We start from the raw sequence: 17,921 nt of genomic DNA on the forward strand, positions 1-17,921 counted from the left end.
AGATTGACCAGTTAATTACTACGATTGGTATTACTTAATCTTGGTGATTTTGCTTAGCATTGATATCAGCATAAGTGTGCAGCAGTGTTGTCAGGGTATTAACCCAGCCAAATACGTCTACAGGCGCATTTTTAAGTAATGTTTCAACTTGCTCACAATGGGTTTCGAGGGTGATGGCTTCTTCCAAGTGGAATGAGATCGCATAAAAATGCCATAGCACCAATCGCGTCATCCTTTCACTGTTTTGCTTCGCATTTTCTGAATCCTCAAAAGCTTGCTGAATCTCACTCAGTGCAATAGCTGTGATACGTAACATCGCATCAAGACGTGCCGACAACATGCGTTCTTCACTGTCTACTTCCTCTTGTTCAAAAGTAAATAGTTCATTCATCACATCTTCTGGCACCATTTTACTGATCATTCGAGCACTGAACTCTTCTAGTTCATGGCGTGGCATGGTAACGAGACATTCAAAGGTGTAATCGCGGAGCATAAAATCACTTTATTTGGTTATAAATTTCAACCCGTGCATTCTAAACACTGAAAACTCATTTGCCACTAATTTATCCAAGGGAGTTTTGAGAACCTGTCATAACGGGAATGACTCTGACTCTCAGGGTAAGGCAAGTTTTCTGATTAAAAAAGCCGCGATTTGCGGCTTTTATTTGAACTAAGAGGGGTTTAATGTTTTTGGAACTGAACCATCAAGCGTTGCAATTCTTCCAGTTTGCTCACCAATTCACCAGTTCGGTTTACTGAGGCTTCACCATGTCCGATGTTTGATTCTGAGAGTTGCTTAATTTTCGCGACGTTACGATTTATATCTTCGGTTACTGTCGCTTGTTGATCTACTGCCGCCGCAATCTGATGGCTAGCGCTGTTCACATCGCTAAGCATAGTGTTGACACGTTTTAATACCTCACCTGTACCAATTGCTTTATCTCTACAGACATCAGATAATTTACTGCCGTGATCCATCGCATTTACAGCTTTACTTGCCGTGCTTTGCAGGTGGGATATCATGCTATGGATTTCTTCTGTTGAAGATTGAGTTTTGGAAGCGAGTGTTCGCACTTCGTCAGCAACAACCGCAAAGCCTCGGCCGCTTTCACCTGCGCGCGCTGCTTCAATCGCTGCATTTAGAGCAAGTAAGTTGGTTTGATCAGCAATGCTACTGATAACTTCAAGGATCGTCTCAATCTGCTGACTGCTTGCTGACAAGTCATTAATGATGACTTTCGCTTCTTCTAAAGCTTCGTGAAGATCCGCGACAGAATCAATGGTTTGATCTACATTTTCAGAACCTTGGTCAGCTAACTGGTTAACCTGATTGACTAAGGCTGACGCTTCCACTGCATTATTGGCGACGTCTCGGATTGAATGCGCCAATTCTGTCACAGCGGTAGCAACAGAGTCAGTCTCTATGCCTTGGCGGGCTAAATTATCTTTTATCTCTTCTTGATTAGATAGTTCATTCTGAGCATCTTCTTGAATACCTTTGGACGTTTCCGTCGCTCGCCCGATGATGGCTCGAATCTCAGCAGTGCGTTTATTGAGTGCTAGTTCAATCACAGAGTAGTCATCATAACGGCCAGTATATACCCACTCCATGAGAGGGTTATCGTAGGCAGCAGAGGCTGCTTTTGTAACTTGTTTCAAACGGCGGCGATGAAACAACTCATTAATTGTCATGCCGGCCATCGCTAACAATGATGCAGAGCCGCAAAGGATTGGTGATGCACCTGCAATCACAGCTACTGAACTCGCAACAGTGATACCCGCTGCCAGATAGCGTCCCCAACTAAAACTAAATCTTGGTAACTTTAGCTGAGTTGGCAGTTTGTCCTTGCGTAAATGGCTATAGAGCGTTTCGGCACGCTTAATCCATTCACGCTTTGGTTTGGTTCGTACCGACTGATATTCAACAATGTTACCCGCGGCATCTGTAATCGGAGTAATAAAAGCCGAAACCCAGTAAAAACCACCGCCTTTTCGTGCGTTTTTTACCAAACCCATCCAACTGCGTCCGGACTGAATGGTTTGCCACACTTGTTTAAATGCCGCTTTAGGCATATCTGCATGACGGACGATGTTATGCGGATTTCCAACCAGTTCATCTTGTTGATAGTTCGCAACATCGCAAAATGAATCGTTCGCGTAAGTCACAATACTAGTAGGGTCTGTGGTAGAAATAAGATTTGCATCAGCCGTAAGTTCAACCTCTTTTTGAGAGGGAGCCTTGTTTTCACCCATTGCAAGCAATTCCTTTTTAATCAATTTTATTTTTTATATACTTATTTTTATAATTGATATTTTACTCAAAAGCATTGATCCAGGTAAACCAAGGCGGTGTATCCATAGTGAATTATGTGATTTGTACGAAATTGATGTACAGCAAGGCAAAGTCTTTTTATGGGCGATGGTAGCTTCCTTGCTTTACACACCAGTTTCGACGACATTAATGAAACTACTAGGCGGACTGGCTTGGTATTTCAACTACATTATTCGGGACTTGATCCAGCCCCCTTGCTGCTAACCACTTTTCCAGATTATCTGCGCCCCCAACGTATTCACCGTCAAGCCAAATTTGTGGCACAGTGACTGGCGTTTTCTCACCGATGATTGCTTTTACTTCCGGGATCATCCTGTAAAGAGCTGCACTGTCTTTCACCACATCGTAGTACCGATGCGCTATACCAGCGTCATCTAGCATTTGTTTAGCTTTGCTACAGTAGGGGCAGGTCTCCTTGCCATAGATGATGTTGCCTGTAATCTGATCGCGCTTTACCCATTCGGAAATAACGGATTGGACTAATACACCTCGGTTTAGAGCTTCTCCCTGACTCACTACTTTACCTTCTACAATCAGGATTGGAGCGTGCCACGCTCCGGCTTTTAACGGTTCCCACCAGTGCGACAACCAGTCTTTTACTTCCAGCTCTATCGGAACGTCCGATAATTCATTTTTGAAGGTATCGGTTAAAATGTCGTGAGTGAGCGTGCATTCGCCACAAGGAATGTTCACCTTAAAAGGTCCCCAGCTTCCGGCCCAACGATAGAGTGTAATTTTGATTGGTTGTGTCATACGACGTTCCTTATTTCCTTTCCTAAAATATAGAACTCGAAAGTCAGGTTTTTCTTTCAAACGATGTTGTGATGTTTTTTCATATATGCCCTGAAAGACCACTCAGCTATAAGTCCTGATGCGTACCATTGTGTAGAGTTTTGATTCAATTGACTATTTCAGGGTGTTCGAATGTGTATGGATCATATGTTCTATTGGTCGTGACGCCAATAAAAAAAAAATGCCTCCCAGAGGGAGGCCACATTACCAATTCAAAGGACGTGCCTGTTATAACAGGTACAAAGAACGAGAAGCACAAACGCTGCCATGCATTTGCAATATCTATAATGCAGTTCGCGTGCCAACTTTTATCTTATTGATTTTATTGGTTTTATTTTTTTGTTACTTTTGCTACACAGAAAGTGTGCACTAAGTCAGTGATTAATTGCATTAAAATAGGGCAGAAAAATGCGACGTATAGCGCGCAAGTCGATGAAAATAGAATGAATAATCGGCGAAGCTTCAAACAATGGGTTATTAAAACTAAAAATGGCCGACAAAAATGCCGGCCAAGGATTCGCTCTAGGACAAGAGAGTGTCATACCAATCTAAATAAGTACTTGCTCATTCTTGCTGGTTAAAATCGCTGATAGCTGCGTTATAGATTTTGCAATTAGAATAACTAGTTACTGCAATCTATGCCTTGCTCTAAGCGATTTTTCCTGCGCAATAAATTGACCACTTACTTATCCAGATTGGTATTAGAAATCGTAGCGTACGCCAAGACGCAGTGTGTCTTCACCTTCAACTACTTTACCATCTTCATTTTTCTCTTCATCAAGCTGGTTCAGGTAGTAAGAAAGGTAAGTACGGAAGTTACTGTTTAGTTTGTAGTAGCCAACAAGCTCGATACCATCAACAGCATCGTATGCACCACCGTTGTTTGGGTCGTTTTCCTGGTAAGTATAAAGCGCCGCTAAAGTTACCTGGCTAGCAACTTTGTAGCTTGCTACTAGTTCGTAAGCCGTGAAGTCTTCAGAATCGTCCAACTGACCTTGTGAGTATGTACCAGCAAGGTAGAGATCATCCAGTGAGTACGCAATACCGCCAAGGATTTGGTCTTCAGAGTTGTCTGCGTCGATATCTCCGCCTGAGTATGCAAGGCCTAAATCCAGACCCATCGGCAGAGAATAGATACCAGAAATACCGTACTTGTCTTCGTTATCACCAGAGTTTGCCTGGTAAGTCGCTTGTAGCTGCAGCGCATCAAATTCACCACGGTATGCAAACACGCTGTTTTGCTTATCAGAAGATGAATCAATCACTTGTTGAACGCCTGAAAACTCCGTGATATCCGTCATGTCAGAGATGATCACAGCAGCCATGTCCTGACGGCCGACCGAGAATGCACCTGAGTCTGTATTTACACCAGCGTACATGTAACGGTTTTTAAACTCACTCTTACCAGTGTCTTGTTCAGCTTCATATACTCCAAATGCTGACAGGCCGTTACCGATGTCCGTTTTACCTTTCAGATTAACGCGAGCACGGCTCTTATCTTTCATTGAACCTTCAACTTCAGCGCCGCCAGAACCGATAAAGTCGCCACGGAATTCAACGCGACCACCAACTTTTAGCTCGGTACCTTCGTTTTTGTAAACCGTTGCTGCGAATGATGGTGCTGTTACCAATGCTGTAAGAATTGCAGTAGTGAGTGCTGCCTTTTTCATTATGATATTACCTTAGTTGTTATAAATGGGCTTTCTTGCCTGATGTGTGAATGACGCTAAGGTAAACCGGAAAAATGAAAGATAGATTTCTGTTTCGTTATGATTTAATTTCAGTTTTGTTGCTAGTAAATGACTGACTTTTCAATATATTACTCATTAGTCGTTCTTTGTTATGCAAGTTGAGTATCAATGCGGGAAGAGTATCTGGACTGAATTGGTGACAGAAAACTCAAAATGGGCTGAATTTTTTGCATTTAGTTAATGTGTATGCGATCTAATGTCGCCTAGTCAAAGAGTTAGATTATTTTGATGCATAGTTTTGCAGGGAAGAGCGATGAAAGTAGTTCAAGTTGAAGATAGGAAAGTTGAAGTGGGTAAGGTGGTGTGTGTCGGGCGTAACTACGTTGAGCACATACATGAACTGGATAATGCGATACCGGATCAGATGGTCGTGTTTAATAAGCCTTCAACCTCCGTCTCGGCGACTTTACAGTCCTTCCATCAGGAGCCTCTGCATTATGAAGCTGAAATCTGTTTTTTAATTAAAGATGGCCAGTACTCGGCAGTTGGTCTGGGACTTGACCTGACCAAGCGAGGCTTGCAGGCGAAACTGAAACAGCAGGGACTACCGTGGGAACGCGCAAAAGCATTTGATGGATCGGTTGTTTTCAGCCGCTTTGTCTCTCTTGAAGGTATTGATATTAATGACCTGAACCTAGAGCTTCTAATTAACTGTGTTCACGTGCAGAAAGGTCATGTGAAGCAGATGCTATATCCGCCGTTGACCATTCTGGAAGAGCTCGGCAGTTACACGACATTGCAAAGCGGTGATGTGGTAATGACAGGAACACCTCAAGGTGTCGGGGAAGTCCACCAAGGTGACGTCTTTCTAGGCCGTTTGAAATGTGGCGACGTCACTCTGCTGGAAACGGAGTGGGTGGCGAATTAAAGCGCCACTCTTAAGATAAGGAACGCGACCATACTCACTACCGTGGTGAGTAAAACGTTCTTTGTCAGATAAGCGATAACTGCCGCGATAATGGCAGCGAGCAAAAATGGATTTTGCAAGCTCAGACCAAGTTCACCTTCGGGAATAAATACGATGGGTGCCCAAATTGCGGTCAGTACCGTAGGGCTAGCGTAACTCAGGATGTTTTGGGTGCGTGTACCCAATCGAACTGGCAGTTTTGGCTCAAGAAACAGGTATCGGCTGGTAAAGACGAGCGCCGTCATAAGCAAGATGGACAACATAATCATTGGCGTTTCTCCACGACTTGTTCAACGAAATAACCAGTTAACATCGCTAAAATGCTCGATATCATCAAACTTCCTTCCACCTCGTAATAACTCAGAGCTACTGAACTCACCAAAGCACAGACGACACTTGAGAGTACCGCGACGTTTTTTATCGTAGGTACAACAATAGCGATGAATGTTGCCGCCACTGCAAACTCAAGCCCCATCTCGTTAAGCTCCGGAATCATACTACCCGCTATGATTCCCGTTAGTGTGGCGAGATTCCAAATCAGGTAAAAACTCAATCCCGCGCCAAGTGCGTACCATCGGTTAAATTGTTTGTCGGAGTGATGACCTACGATGGCAAATAACTCGTCGGTTAGTAAGAACCCTAGTGACAGCCTCCATCTGAGGGGAAGCGGTGAGATCTTGCTGCGCATCGATACGCTATACAAAAAGTGTCTCGATGTAATGAAAAACGTGGTTAAAAGCATGGTTGCCAGACCTGCACCAGCTTTGATCATCCCCATAGCGACCAGTTGAGCAGAACCCGCAAATAGAATTGCTGACAGGGCCTGCCCCTCAATAGGATGGAGACCGGTATCAATTGCAAATGAGCCTGCAAGCAACCCCCATGGGAGTACTGCGATACTAAGTGGCATCATGGCTATTGTGCCTTGCCAGAACAGTGAGGCTTTTGGTTCTTCTTCTAAAGGCAAAGTGTTATCCATAGTGTGTTCTTATTATTCCAAAAATTAGATTAACTACACGGTAGCGCGAGTACGTTAATGTGCCTTGAACAAAATTGCTATGTGTTTTAAGAATGATGAAATTGTTGGGTGTGGGTTAATGATTTGTTTTTAATGCATTTACAATTTTCTTGTACTAATTTAATTGCTATTTATGGATTAAAAGTATTGTTGTGAGTTAATTTGTTGGTATAAAATCCGGCGCTATTTTGTAGTAACCCTGTTCCATTATGATTGATTTAGTTGTTCTTCCTGTTTATCTCACCGCTGTTATTGCCTTATTACTGTTACCTGGCCCTGACATGTTACTGATTGCTAGCTCGAGCATGAGCTATGGTAAAAAAGTGGGTTTGTTTGCCAGCTTAGGCAATGCGACTTCTGGCGTTATTTTAACTCTGCTGGCTGCAATGGGTGTGTCGACCTTGATTGCCATGAGCCCTATGGCGCTTAAAGTACTCCACCTGTTAGGCGGTGCGTATTTATTAAAGATGGGGTGGGATTGTTTGAGAGCGCAAGCGTCTTCTGCTCCAGAGCTTGACCAGATGAGTAAGATGGCCTCAACTTACTATCAGCGAGCGTTGATGAGTAACTTGCTTAACCCGAAAGCGCTAGTCTTTTTTGTCATGTTCTTGCCTCAGTTTGTCTCAAGTAATATCACTGCGTCTTCTGGCGAACAAATGCTCGCGCTGGGTTTACTGCTCAATGTGATGGGTCTGTTGTTTAATCTGTTATTAGTTGCCTTAGCCGGTACGCTAGGTAAGGGGCTGATTGAGAATGAAAAATTCAGAATGTACCAACATAAGCTGATGGGGCTTGTGTTTGTGATACTCGCACTGTGGATGTTGAGTAACCTGGTTTCGGGGTAGGTGTTTTTTCACCGCTCAATAAATGAAGCATAAATCAGCCAGGCTGATAAGTTATGGGGATCTGAGTTTAAACTCAGGTCCCTTTTTAGTACTGATCTGCCCTAGAGGTTTGGGTGATAAGTTTAGCGACTTTCCCATGCTTGTACTTACTCATGAATTACTAATTAAACAAAGCCGTTCTGTCTAATGATGAGCTACGATGCTGGTTTTGGTGTATGAAGACATCCAAATTCTATTAAGGATAAACTATCCTTGGCAATAATTATCAGAAGGAGATAGAAGCTAACCCCAAAACTATGCTTCATTTTGTTTTTAACATACTACATTTTTGGTGATGTAAGACTGAAGTATTAACACACTTGTTTCTTAGAGCATTAGTTATTACTGATTAATAATTAATATTGACAGTTTCAAGGTAAGAGAGATTTGATACGCAATTGCGTGATTTAAGAAGGTCAACTACACATAAAATTCCTAAAATAGCGAAAATTATTTTTAGGAGACAGTCAGAAATGCCAAGCTCTAGATTTCAATGTTTAAGTAAAAAAAATAAATCAAAGCGTGATGCTTGTATTCAAAGCTCGGATGTTCAAGAAGTTGATATGTATGTACTAGAAGCAAAAGGTTTGACAGCTTTATGGGTAGCCAATCAGAAGCAGCAGGGGCTGAATGAAAAACAAATTGACGTTAAAGCTGTTACTCTTGGTATCGCTGGATTTTCAGCTTCCTATGGTAGCGCTATACACGATGTAAGAAGTTTCTACTTATTGGCTGAAGACTTAAAAAGAGGTGGGGCGATTTTAGGAAAATATGAGATTACTCAGAACGGTGATAAAAGCTATATCAAGTTTAAAGGTAATCATAAGCTTAGAAATCTAATCAAAGGTACTCGGTATTTATCGGATAACGCTAAGATCATCGCTTTAGGTATTGGAAAAGAGGGGATGAAAACTTCAGCCAAAGCAGGGGTCATAGTTACCGTTATTTATTCTGTTGTTTTCCGAACTTTAGAGTTGGCATTAACAAAGAACTACTCTGTAGCGAATTGGGTTGTAAATATAAGTGCAGATGTCGTTATAGCGTCTATTTCTGCAACATTAGGTTATATTTCGGGAACGATGCTGGCTGGAGTTGGTATAGTTTTGATTCCCATAGCCGCAGGAGTTTTTGTTTCAGTTGCGGTGGGTCTAGGTCTAGGTATGCTTGATGGACGATATCAAATTAGGGAGAAAATATTAGAATCAATAAACAAACATATCATGCTTCTAGCATATGAAGATATAAATAAAGTAAACCAAAGGGCTATAACACAAAAATCACTGCACCAATTAAATAATAGCTCATTCAGTGGGTATTTTAGATGAAAAAATACATCTTATTATCTGTGGTTTTAATTGTGTCCATTTCTCTCTGTTGGTTGTTTATCGTTGAATTGATAAATTATTATGAATTTAAAACTTTACGAAAACAAATAGTAAATGACTATGGCATAGTTTACATCGACCCAACTTATTTAGTCTTTTATGCAACTTTTTTATTTGTTCCTCCGTATGTATGCTGCGTCGTGAAATTGAGTCTTTGGGGAAAAGATAGTTTAGGGATTGCTGTGAAACTATTGGTAGTAACGACACTTTTGGCATTAATAATAGCTGTTCCTGGCCAACTATTCGAATATCATCGACAAAGCATCATAGCTCGTGAACATGGCTATAACGACTGCCCTCCATTCACATTATTGTCTAGCACTCATATCATTAAGGCTATGGTTAAAGACTTACAATTTTGTACCGATGATGAGATCAACAGTATTGCTAAATACGGATATTTAAGAGAGCTGCCAGTTGTGAATGCTTATGTCAAAGAGGCTTACGTATCTAAAGAGTAAAGGGTATTAAATTACGAGGTCGGGTACAGAAACATGATAGAACCGAATTGTTTTACTTTGGAGCGATAACCTGTTGTTTTTCTGGGTAGAACTCATATCACCCTACGTACTTTTAAATTTTCGTAATCTAAGCTTCTAATCTGTTTGAACCAAAAAGGGATCTAAGTTAATCCTCAGATCCCCATAAAATATCGGCCTCTATACCCAAGTGACCTCAAGATGCAGGCTTCAGAGCAATGTCACTGATTCAAGTTCAAGGAAAACGACGCTGTGTAATAGCGAGCTCTTTCCGAGTTGTTTGACGATGAAATTGTTTCAGTGACATGCTCCCAAAGGGCGAGTTGCCTTGGCTTACATACTTTGTTAACGATTTTTGATTTAGAACCACTAGATCATCAAATCGTTGCCTCGTCTGTAAGCCAAGTCATTCTCGCTGAACCGGGCATCTTGAGGTTACTTGGGTATTAATCAGCACCTCTTTTTATTTTCAGAGTCTAGCAAAATGACTTACAAGCTATTCTGGTGAGCGTTAATAAGGTCATTCATCTTCGCTTCTGCCGCTTTCTGAGCCTGCTCGTAATTCATGTTGTCCGGGAAGTCTGTGATGACTTCGTAGTAACATTTTAGTTTTGGTTCAGTACCTGAAGGGCGAACGATGACACGTGATTGATCTTCAAGATGGTAAATCAACACGTCGCTTGACGGTAGATCAATCGCCTCTTCTAATCCGTCGTCGTAACATCTTATCGATGTTTTCAGGTCTTCCGTTATCGCCACTTTCTTACCTGCGATATCCTTCGGTGGATTTGCTCTCAACTTGTCACCGATAGGCGGAGATTTTGGATCCAGTGCAATACTGCGTTGTGCATTGAAGTAAAATCCATGCTGACGGTAAAGCGCTTCCAGCTTATCCCATACGGTTTTACCTTGTGCCTTTAGTTTTCCGGTTAACTGCGAGAAAGCAACAATTGCCGATAGACCGTCTTTGTCCCAGACTTTATTACCAACGGTGTAACCTAATGCTTCTTCGTAAGCGAACAAGAACGGTTTTTGCTCGGTTTCTTTAAGCATTGCTATATTGGTCAGCCATTTAAACCCGGTCAGCGTCTGGTAGTATTCTGCGCCATGCGCTTTAGCGATGCTGCTTAACAGGCGAGAAGAGACAATCGTATTACCAACCAGCGAGTTTGGTTGCTGCTCTAACAAGTAGTCACCAAACAGTGAGCCAACCTGGTCACCCGTGAGCATTTGATACTCCCCATCAGGGCGCTTCACTGCTACTGCAAAGCGGTCTGCATCAGGGTCATTAGCACACGCGATATCGGCATCTACAGATTTACCCAATGCCATCACCATGTCCATTGCACCGGCTTCTTCCGGATTCGGGAAGTTGACGGTCGGGAAGGTGCCATCAGGCTCTCGCTGCTCTGTTACACTCGCCACTTTCTTGAACCCGGCGTCCGATAAAAGGGTCTCTGCCATTTCGGCACCCACACCATGCATCGCAGTGTAGGCAATAGAAATATCTGTGTTGTTATCTGGCGTTAGCAACGCGTTTTCATTCATAACTCTACGGTATGTTTGGTAGTAGTCATCTTCCAGCCAGACCAGTAGACCTTTCTGTTTTGCATCGTCTAATGACATGAGAGGTAAAGGCTTGGTGGTAGCTTCGTCAATTTTTGCAGCGATACCAGAATCATGCGGCGGGATAATTTGCGCACCGTTTTCCCAGTAAACTTTAAAGCCGTTGTATTCCGGCGGGTTGTGGCTTGCTGTGACGACAACAGCTGCAGCAGCATTCATTTTGCGTACACCAAATGCAACGATCGGAGTCGCAGCGACTTTATGAGTAAGGTAGACCTTAATCCCAAGTGCGGTCAGTACTGACGCCGTGTCGTGAGCAAACTGTTTAGAGTCTGGGCGACCGTCGTAGCCGATGACGACGCCACGTGAACTGGCATCTTTCACCTGATCAATTAGATAGTGACCAAGTCCGGTCGCGGTTTCCTGAATTACCAGGCGATTCATGCGGTTTGGACCAGCGCCCACTTTTCCGCGCAGCCCTGCGGTACCAAACGCAAGACGTGAGCCGAATCTGTCGTTCAGTTCTTGCTGTGCATTAGTGTCTACCAGGTGTTGCAGCTCTTCACGAGTTTTAGGGTCAGGGTCTCGTGCTAGCCATTGATCAATTATTGCGGTCATGTCTGTCTTTCCTTAGTAGGGGGTCTACTTGTATCGACTTTTACGTCATAGCTTGCAGTCAATGTAAATGGTTCTCAATTGCTATTCAAACAGGGCAATCGTTAAACCGATTTTATTTTTCTTGATCGAACAAAATTTATTCGCGTTTTATTACTTGAAGAACTTTAGAACTATAACTAGCCTTTTAACATAAATATAACAAACCATGTCGAAATCGCAGTTTTTGCGATTTTTCTTAAATTTGTTCGATATTTGCATCGGGACGCAAGGAAGCTCGCGTGAGCGAAGCGGCTGAGCAGAGGAGAGATCTTTTGAAAAGATTAGCAACTACTCTTGCCTTAACACTGAATGTGACTTTAATCACGTTCTCCTCCTACGGTTGGTCTAAAGACAACGACTACAATATGACGAAAGGGGTCACAGCGATCAGTGAGCAAGTCTATGATTTGCATATGCTGATCTTCTATATTTGCTGTGCGATTGCCATCGTTGTTTTTGGCGTCATGTTTTATTCCATCATTCGTCATCGCAAGTCAAAAGGAGCTGTTGCTGCTCATTTCCATGAAAGTACTAAAGTGGAAATCATCTGGACGGTTATCCCGATCATCATTCTCATTGCAATGGCGATTCCCGCAACAAAAACTTTAGTTGCAATGGAAGATACTAGCCAATCGGATCTCACCATTAAAATCACGGGTTCACAGTGGAAGTGGCACTACAACTACTTTGGCGAAGATGTCGAGTTCTTCAGCCTACTCGCCACAAGTCAGAAGCAAATCGACGGAATTGAAACCAAAGGAGCGCATTATCTGCTTGAGGTTGATAATCCTCTGGTACTTCCTGTGAACCGTAAAGTTCGCTTTCTTCTCACCTCTGATGATGTGATTCATTCCTGGTGGGTCCCCGATTTTGCCGTGAAGAAAGACACCATTCCCGGCTTTATTAACGAAGCGTGGACACGTATCGATGAGCCCGGTGTATACCGAGGCCAATGCGCAGAGCTATGTGGTCGTGCCCATGGCTTCATGCCTGTCGTTGTTCATGCGATGGCTGAAGACGAGTATGAGCAGTGGTTAGCGGTTAAAAAAGAAGAAATTGCGCTGCAAAAAGCGGCAGCACAAGAAGCGCTAACCCAAGACTTATCTATGGACGAATTAATGACAGAAGGTGAAGCCATTTACACCGCGCGATGTGCGGTATGTCATCAAGCCAGTGGTGAGGGTATTCCGGGGGCATTCCCAGCAATTAAAGGCAGCCCAGTAGCGACAGGTAATATGGCTGAGCATATCGGCGTAGTTGTGAACGGCCGAGCTGGAACTGCCATGCAGGCTTTTGCTAACCAGTTGAGTGATAAAGAAATTGCAGCAGTGGTTACCTATCAACGCAATGCGTGGGGTAATGACACTGGTGACACCGTGCAAGCATCTGACGTCGATGCCTTTAAAGCACAAAACAGTGCTAAGGAGGAAATATGAGTAAGCCAGCAGAAAGAGCAGTAAAGTCTGCGCCGGTAGAAGCGCAAACCTCGGCGAATTCAACCATAACGTTGGATGATGACCACGATCTTCATCATGCTCCTACAGGGATTACTCGTTGGTTGTATTCGACCAACCATAAGGATATCGGAACGCTATACCTGTGGTTTAGCTTTACGATGTTTCTCACTGGCGGGGCAATGGCAATGGTTATCCGTGCCGAATTGTTCCAGCCTGGTTTACAGTTGGTTGATCCCGAGTTCTTCAATCAGATGACAACCGTTCATGGCCTGGTGATGGTATTCGGTGCCGTTATGCCTGCATTTACCGGGTTGGCGAACTGGATGATTCCGATGATGATCGGCGCACCTGATATGGCATTGCCGAGGATGAACAACCTGAGCTTCTGGATTTTACCTTTCGCGTTCCTGATTTTATTGAGTTCACTGTTTCTGCCTGGGGGAGCGCCTAACTTTGGCTGGACGTTCTACGCGCCACTCTCTACCACCTATGGACCTGACAGTACCGCGCTGTTTGTTTTCTCAGTACATATCATGGGTATCAGTTCCATCATGGGGGCAATCAATGTCATCGTAACCATCGTCAATATGCGCGCTCCGGGCATGACCTGGTTCAAAATGCCGATGTTTGTCTGGACGTGGCTGATCACTGCTTTCCTGCTTATTGCCGTAATGCCAGTACTGGCTGGTGCGGTGACTATGGTTCTGACTGATAAGTATTTTGGTACCAGCTTCTTTGATGCGGCTGGTGGCGGTGACCCTGTCATGTTCCAGCATATTTTCTGGTTCTTCGGTCACCCAGAAGTGTACATCATGATCCTGCCGTCTTTTGGCATCATCTCTGCAATTCTCCCTGCATTCAGTGGCAAAAAGCTATTTGGTTACCACTCTATGGTGTATGCAACCTGTAGTATTGCACTGTTGTCCTTCTTAGTTTGGGCGCACCACATGTTTACCACAGGTATGCCGGTGTTTGCGGAAATCTTTTTCATGTACTGCACCATGCTGATTGCGGTACCAACGGGGGTAAAAGTATTTAACTGGGTCGCGACGATGTGGCGTGGTTCACTCACCTTTGAGACCCCAATGTTGTTTGCGATTGCGTTTATTGTTCTGTTCACCATTGGTGGATTCTCGGGACTGATGCTCGCTATTGTACCGGCTGACTTCCAGTACCATGATACCTATTTTGTCGTTGCTCATTTCCATTACGTACTGGTTTCAGGCGCGGTGTTCTCAATTATGGCGGCGGCGTATTACTGGCTTCCGAAGTGGACCGGAAATATGTATGACCACAAGCTCAGTCTGTGGCATTTCTGGTGCTCCATTATCTCCGTCAATGTGCTGTTCTTCCCGATGCATTTCTTAGGGCTCGCAGGCATGCCGAGACGAATCCCGGACTATGCGATTCAGTTTGCTGATGTAAACCAAATCGTGTCTATCGGTGGCTTTGCTTTCGGCCTGTCCCAGCTGATTTTCTTGTGGCTCGTGATTAAGTGTATCCGTGGTGGTGAGAAGGCGATGGCGAAACCTTGGGAGCGTGCAGAAGGGCTGGAATGGACAGTACCGAGTCCGGCACCGCATCATACCTTCACCACACCACCTAAAATCGACTAGCGGATAGGTGGCGAGTGTGACTAAGTCAAATCCATCCAACAGAAAGCTGACCATCAAGTTGCTGCTTGCGACTGTGCTCATGTTCGGCTTTGGTTTTGCACTGGTTCCTCTTTACGACGTGATGTGCGATGCATTAGGTATTAACGGCAAAACCAGTGAAGTGGCGGCTATTCAGCCGAAAGGTATGGTGCCTGACACGAGCCGGACGATACATGTAGAGTTTATGGCTCACGTGACCCCAGACATGCCATGGGAGTTTAAGCCAAAAGTCATTTCGATGGATGTGCACCCGGGAGAAGTGGTGCAAACCGAGTATCTTGCCTTTAACGAGAGCGGGCAGAAGCTTGTCGGTCAGGCGGTGCCCTCAGTTTCACCCGGTAATGGTGCGGCTTACTTTAATAAAATTGAGTGCTTCTGTTTCAATCAGCAACCTTTAGATGGTAAGCAGCGGGCACAAATGCCGCTGATTTTTTACATTGAGCCAGACGTTCCCGACTCAATACATACATTAACGCTGTCATACACGCTCTATAAACTGCCCTCGGATGGCAGTTAGTCTCTTACAGAGAGCGACACAGATCGGATAAGGTCTGTAAGGAGAGAACTTATGAGTAATAAACCTGCGACTTACTATGTTCCTGCTCAGAGCAGTTGGCCAATCATTGGCGCATTTGCTTTGTTCTTAGTCGCCCTCGGTGCTGGTATGACAGTGCAAGGAACGCAAAGTGACGGCGCGGTCGGAACTATTGGTCACATAGTGCTTGCTGTGGGCTTTTTGTTTTTGCTCTATATGCTTGCCGGATGGTTCAGTAATGTGATTACCGAGTCGTTGACGGGGCAATACAGTTCACAAATTACCCGGTCGTTCCGTCAGGGAATGAGTTGGTTCATCTTTTCTGAGGTGATGTTCTTTGGTGCATTTTTTGGTGCACTGTTCTACGCCAGAATGATCGCTGTCCCATGGCTAGGTGGGGCGGATAATAACTTTATGACCAATGAAGTACTCTGGCCGAACTTTGAGGCAACATGGCCGTTAACCACGACGCCTGGTGGTGAAACGACACAAGCCATGCCATGGCAAGGGATTCCACTGACCAATACCATTATTTTATTACTTTCGTCTATCACGCTGCATATGGCACACATCAGCCTGGAGCAGAACAAGCGTACTGCGCTTATCGTCTGGTTAGAAATCACCATAGTACTCGCGGCTTTCTTCTTGTTTTACCAAGCAGAAGAGTACATTCACGCGTATCAGGAAATCGGGCTTACACTTCAGTCCGGGGTGTATGGGAACACCTTCTTTATGCTGACAGGGTTCCATGGTATGCATGTCTGTCTTGGTACGATTTTCTTAACCGTGTTGCTTTTTAGGATTGCTAAAGACCATTTCTCACCTCACAACCATTTTGCTTTTCAGGCGGGTAGCTGGTACTGGCATTTTGTTGATGTGGTATGGCTTTGTCTGTTCGTATTTGTCTATGTACTTTGATTTTACTCCTAAACTAGTAAGGCCGAGGGTTGGGATCTAACCAGCCAGAACTTAATGCGATAAGAAGAAGGATCACAACCAAAGCGGAAAACATAACACGACGACCCAAATAGTGGCTCATTGGTTTATGGCTGCTATCGGGATTATCCGGGTCTTCGCGAACCATTTCGATAAGCGCTTTTGCGAGGTTGAAAATGATGAAAAGCAGCAAAAGGACCAGCATTAATTTGAACAGGAATACGGTGGACATGGAACCTCCGGTTTCATCGTTATTATTATCGAAGCGGTTTTGGGTAGCGGTTTGTTTAACTGTGGCTGTGTTTTCACTGTTGGTCAAACTGGGCTTTTGGCAATTGGAGAGAGGAACAGAGAAACAAGCGCTTGAACAATCTATCCTCGCCCGTGCGGATTTACCTTATCAGGATATGAGGATCGTACTAGACAATAATGACTGGCGTGAATCGAGCGTATTAGGCGTTAGGGTTAAAGCACAAGTAGTTCCAGAACCGTTGCCGGTCATTTTACTGGATAACCAAACTTATAACGGAAAAGTCGGCTATCTGGCTTATCAGGTTGTATCAGTAAACCAAGAACAGAACATTTTAGCTCTTATGGAGCTTGGTTTTGTGGAAGGGGCACGTTCCCGTTCTGAGTTACCCGCTGTTCAAGAGTTAGAAGGGCCAACTTTTATAACCGGGCGCCTGTATCGCAAATCTATGAACCCATTAAGCTCCGAACTGATGCCAGAACTAGGCGATACCGTCCGGGTGCAAAATCTCAATATTTCTCAGTTGAATGAGTTATTGAATGTCGAGCTTATGCCCGCTGTTCTGCAACCTGACAACCTGGTTCAGTGGCCATATGAGTTCCCCTGGAATCCGTTGCCACTTACCAGCGCCAAACATTTTGGATACGCATTCCAGTGGTTTGCGATGGCTGGCGTTTTTTTACTGCTGACGGTAGCTATTTATATTCGCTGGTCTAAATCAGCAGCATCACATGGAGGTGAAGCATGAATTCGAATGTCGCTAAATCGAATATTACAAAATCGAATGTTACGAAAGGGCGTTTAGTCCTGATTTCATTGGTTTGTATGTTTGCCCTTCCGGCCATTATCGCTAAGCTGATTTTGAGTCAGGGCTGGTATCACAGCGGTGTAACAAACCGAGGCGAACTGATTGAACCTTACACAACGTTAGGGCAATTAGGGCAAGCCTCTCCTCAAACGGTTCACGGATGGCAGTTAGCGTATGTGGTTCCTGAACAGTGTGATACGCAGTGCCAGCAACAGCTCCACCTTCTTAAACAAAGCCACATAGCGTTAGGTAAGTATCAGGAACGCGTTGTGCCTGTTCTCTGGACTTCCGGAACGTCTGACTTGGTGGATATGCCAATGGAGACAATGGTAATGAATGCCTCGGTTGAAGAGAAAGTTGAACAGGGGCAGGTGGTTATCGTCGATCCTTTAGGGCAGTTAGTTATGTCCTACACACCAAAGCCAAACGAAGATTTAGTTAAGCTCAGTAAGGATATGCTGGCTGATTTGCGCAAATTGCTTAAGTTATCCCGAGTGGGATAGGGGGAA

18 protein-coding genes are annotated in these 17,921 nt (G+C 44.2%); 10 read left to right on the forward strand and 8 right to left on the reverse strand.

All coding sequences use genetic code 11. The features are described 5' to 3' along the window. Positions 1–34: 34 nt before the first annotated feature. The 4 genes from KHN79_RS16570 to KHN79_RS16585 form a co-directional block, all read right to left on the reverse strand. Entirely contained in the window at positions 35–493 is a 459-nt protein-coding gene (locus KHN79_RS16570) for an exoribonuclease R (protein ID WP_182011450.1), read from the reverse strand. A gap of 188 nt (positions 494–681) precedes the next feature. After that, positions 682–2,253, reverse strand: a complete 1,572-nt coding sequence (locus KHN79_RS16575; protein WP_182011449.1) for a PAS domain-containing methyl-accepting chemotaxis protein — start codon at positions 2,251–2,253, stop codon at positions 682–684. A 217-nt stretch (positions 2,254–2,470) separates the two neighbouring features. Further along, positions 2,471–3,085, reverse strand: coding sequence for a glutaredoxin (locus KHN79_RS16580; protein WP_182011448.1), 615 nt, complete (start codon positions 3,083–3,085; stop codon positions 2,471–2,473). Between the two features lie 740 nt (positions 3,086–3,825). Continuing rightward, the gene (locus tag KHN79_RS16585; protein WP_182011447.1) at positions 3,826–4,794 is read right to left on the reverse strand and encodes a porin; all 969 of its coding nucleotides are present in this window, start codon (positions 4,792–4,794) and stop codon (positions 3,826–3,828) included. A 334-nt stretch (positions 4,795–5,128) separates the two neighbouring features. On the opposite strand from KHN79_RS16585, the gene KHN79_RS16590 reads away from it, so the two are divergent. Next, positions 5,129–5,743 (forward strand): fumarylacetoacetate hydrolase family protein, encoded by a 615-nt coding sequence (locus KHN79_RS16590; protein ID WP_182011446.1) that lies wholly within the window; start codon positions 5,129–5,131, stop codon positions 5,741–5,743. Here the strand turns inward: KHN79_RS16590 and KHN79_RS16595 are convergent. Together KHN79_RS16595 and KHN79_RS16600 are read right to left on the reverse strand one after the other, a co-directional pair. Continuing rightward, positions 5,740–6,051: an AzlD domain-containing protein gene (locus tag KHN79_RS16595; protein ID WP_182011445.1), complete on the reverse strand. Its 312-nt coding sequence runs from the start codon at positions 6,049–6,051 to the stop codon at positions 5,740–5,742. The two genes, KHN79_RS16590 and KHN79_RS16595, sit on opposite strands and share 4 nt — an antisense overlap. Then, positions 6,048–6,761 (reverse strand): AzlC family ABC transporter permease, encoded by a 714-nt coding sequence (locus KHN79_RS16600; RefSeq protein ID WP_182011444.1) that lies wholly within the window; start codon positions 6,759–6,761, stop codon positions 6,048–6,050. Before KHN79_RS16600 ends, KHN79_RS16595 begins: the two co-directional genes overlap by 4 nt. A 248-nt stretch (positions 6,762–7,009) precedes the next feature. Between KHN79_RS16600 and KHN79_RS16605 the strand changes: the two genes are divergently transcribed. From KHN79_RS16605 to KHN79_RS16615, 3 genes are all read left to right on the forward strand, one after another. Next, positions 7,010–7,645 carry a LysE family translocator gene (locus KHN79_RS16605; protein ID WP_182011443.1) on the forward strand — a complete coding sequence of 212 codons (636 nt, stop codon included), beginning with the start codon at positions 7,010–7,012 and terminating at the stop codon, positions 7,643–7,645. 512 nt (positions 7,646–8,157) lie between these two features. After that, entirely contained in the window at positions 8,158–9,009 is an 852-nt protein-coding gene (locus KHN79_RS16610; RefSeq protein ID WP_182011442.1) for a hypothetical protein, read from the forward strand. Next, positions 9,006–9,530 carry a hypothetical protein gene (locus KHN79_RS16615; protein ID WP_182011441.1) on the forward strand — a complete coding sequence of 175 codons (525 nt, stop codon included), beginning with the start codon at positions 9,006–9,008 and terminating at the stop codon, positions 9,528–9,530. The genes KHN79_RS16610 and KHN79_RS16615 overlap by 4 nt, the downstream gene beginning before the upstream one ends. 507 nt (positions 9,531–10,037) lie before the next feature. Here the strand turns inward: KHN79_RS16615 and KHN79_RS16620 are convergent. Then, entirely contained in the window at positions 10,038–11,732 is a 1,695-nt protein-coding gene (locus tag KHN79_RS16620) for a phospho-sugar mutase (RefSeq protein WP_182011440.1), read from the reverse strand. A gap of 311 nt (positions 11,733–12,043) precedes the next feature. Here KHN79_RS16620 and coxB point away from each other — a divergent pair, with 311 nt between their 5' ends. Genes coxB through KHN79_RS16640 form a run of 4 tightly spaced genes read left to right on the forward strand, consistent with a single transcriptional unit; the run spans position 12,044 to position 16,336 of the window. After that, on the forward strand, positions 12,044–13,207 hold the full coding sequence (coxB, locus tag KHN79_RS16625; protein WP_220455417.1) for a cytochrome c oxidase subunit II: 1,164 nt from the start codon (positions 12,044–12,046) through the stop codon (positions 13,205–13,207). Next, on the forward strand, positions 13,204–14,844 hold the full coding sequence (gene ctaD, locus KHN79_RS16630; protein ID WP_182011438.1) for a cytochrome c oxidase subunit I: 1,641 nt from the start codon (positions 13,204–13,206) through the stop codon (positions 14,842–14,844). The genes coxB and ctaD overlap by 4 nt, the downstream gene beginning before the upstream one ends. A gap of 16 nt (positions 14,845–14,860) precedes the next feature. Further along, on the forward strand, positions 14,861–15,400 hold the full coding sequence (locus tag KHN79_RS16635) for a cytochrome c oxidase assembly protein (protein WP_182011437.1): 540 nt from the start codon (positions 14,861–14,863) through the stop codon (positions 15,398–15,400). 51 nt (positions 15,401–15,451) lie between these two features. After that, complete coding sequence (locus tag KHN79_RS16640) at positions 15,452–16,336, forward strand: cytochrome c oxidase subunit 3 (protein WP_211907307.1); 885 nt, start codon at positions 15,452–15,454, stop codon at positions 16,334–16,336. Positions 16,337–16,349: 13 nt separating this feature from the next. Here KHN79_RS16640 and KHN79_RS16645 read toward each other — a convergent pair whose 3' ends face one another. Next, positions 16,350–16,586: a DUF2909 family protein gene (locus KHN79_RS16645; RefSeq protein ID WP_182011436.1), complete on the reverse strand. Its 237-nt coding sequence runs from the start codon at positions 16,584–16,586 to the stop codon at positions 16,350–16,352. Between KHN79_RS16645 and KHN79_RS16650 the strand changes: the two genes are divergently transcribed. Beyond that, positions 16,585–17,352, forward strand: coding sequence for an SURF1 family protein (locus KHN79_RS16650; protein WP_182011483.1), 768 nt, complete (start codon positions 16,585–16,587; stop codon positions 17,350–17,352). The two genes, KHN79_RS16645 and KHN79_RS16650, sit on opposite strands and share 2 nt — an antisense overlap. After that, entirely contained in the window at positions 17,349–17,915 is a 567-nt protein-coding gene (locus tag KHN79_RS16655) for a cytochrome oxidase biogenesis cluster protein (RefSeq protein ID WP_182011435.1), read from the forward strand. The genes KHN79_RS16650 and KHN79_RS16655 overlap by 4 nt, the downstream gene beginning before the upstream one ends. Positions 17,916–17,921: the final 6 nt, after the last annotated feature.

Origin of the sequence: Vibrio sp. B1FLJ16 (genome assembly GCF_905175385.1) — a bacterium.
GTDB lineage: Bacteria > Pseudomonadota > Gammaproteobacteria > Enterobacterales > Vibrionaceae > Vibrio.